This is a genomic window from Aquitalea sp. ASV11 (assembly GCF_016429185.1).
Lineage (GTDB): Bacteria > Pseudomonadota > Gammaproteobacteria > Burkholderiales > Chromobacteriaceae > Aquitalea > Aquitalea pelogenes.
The window spans coordinates 1-326 of record NZ_JAELUD010000199.1 but is presented as its reverse complement, the minus strand read 5'-3'; the positions used below and the strand labels follow the sequence as shown (position 1 = coordinate 326).

Here is a 326-nt window from a genome sequence, read left to right as displayed (position 1 = left end):
CCATTGCGCTGGCTGGGTTACAACGCCATCATCAACAGCTTTGTGCGCGAAGACCGCACGCTGAACAACCCGGCCAGCGCACCGTGGCGACGCCGTCTGGCCATGCGCGTGGCCAGCTGTATGGAAGCTGTCTCTTATACACATCTGACGCTGCCGACGAACAGTAAGATGTGGGGGGGGGGGGGGGGGGGGGGGGGGTGGAGGGGGGGGGGGGGGGGGGGGGGGGGGGGGGGGGGGGGGGGGGGGGGGGGGGGGGGGGGGGGGGGGGGGGGGGGGGGGGGGGGGGGGGGGGGGGGGGGGGGGGGGGGGGGGGGGGGGGGGGGGGG

Annotated in this window: 1 protein-coding gene; it reads right to left on the bottom strand. The window is 77.9% G+C overall.

Translation table 11 applies throughout. From position 1 onward, the window contains the following. Positions 1 to 31: 31 nt before the first annotated feature. Positions 32 to 326 (bottom strand): hypothetical protein (locus JHD62_RS21695; protein WP_199104612.1); only part of this gene is annotated, 295 nt, incomplete at its 5' end.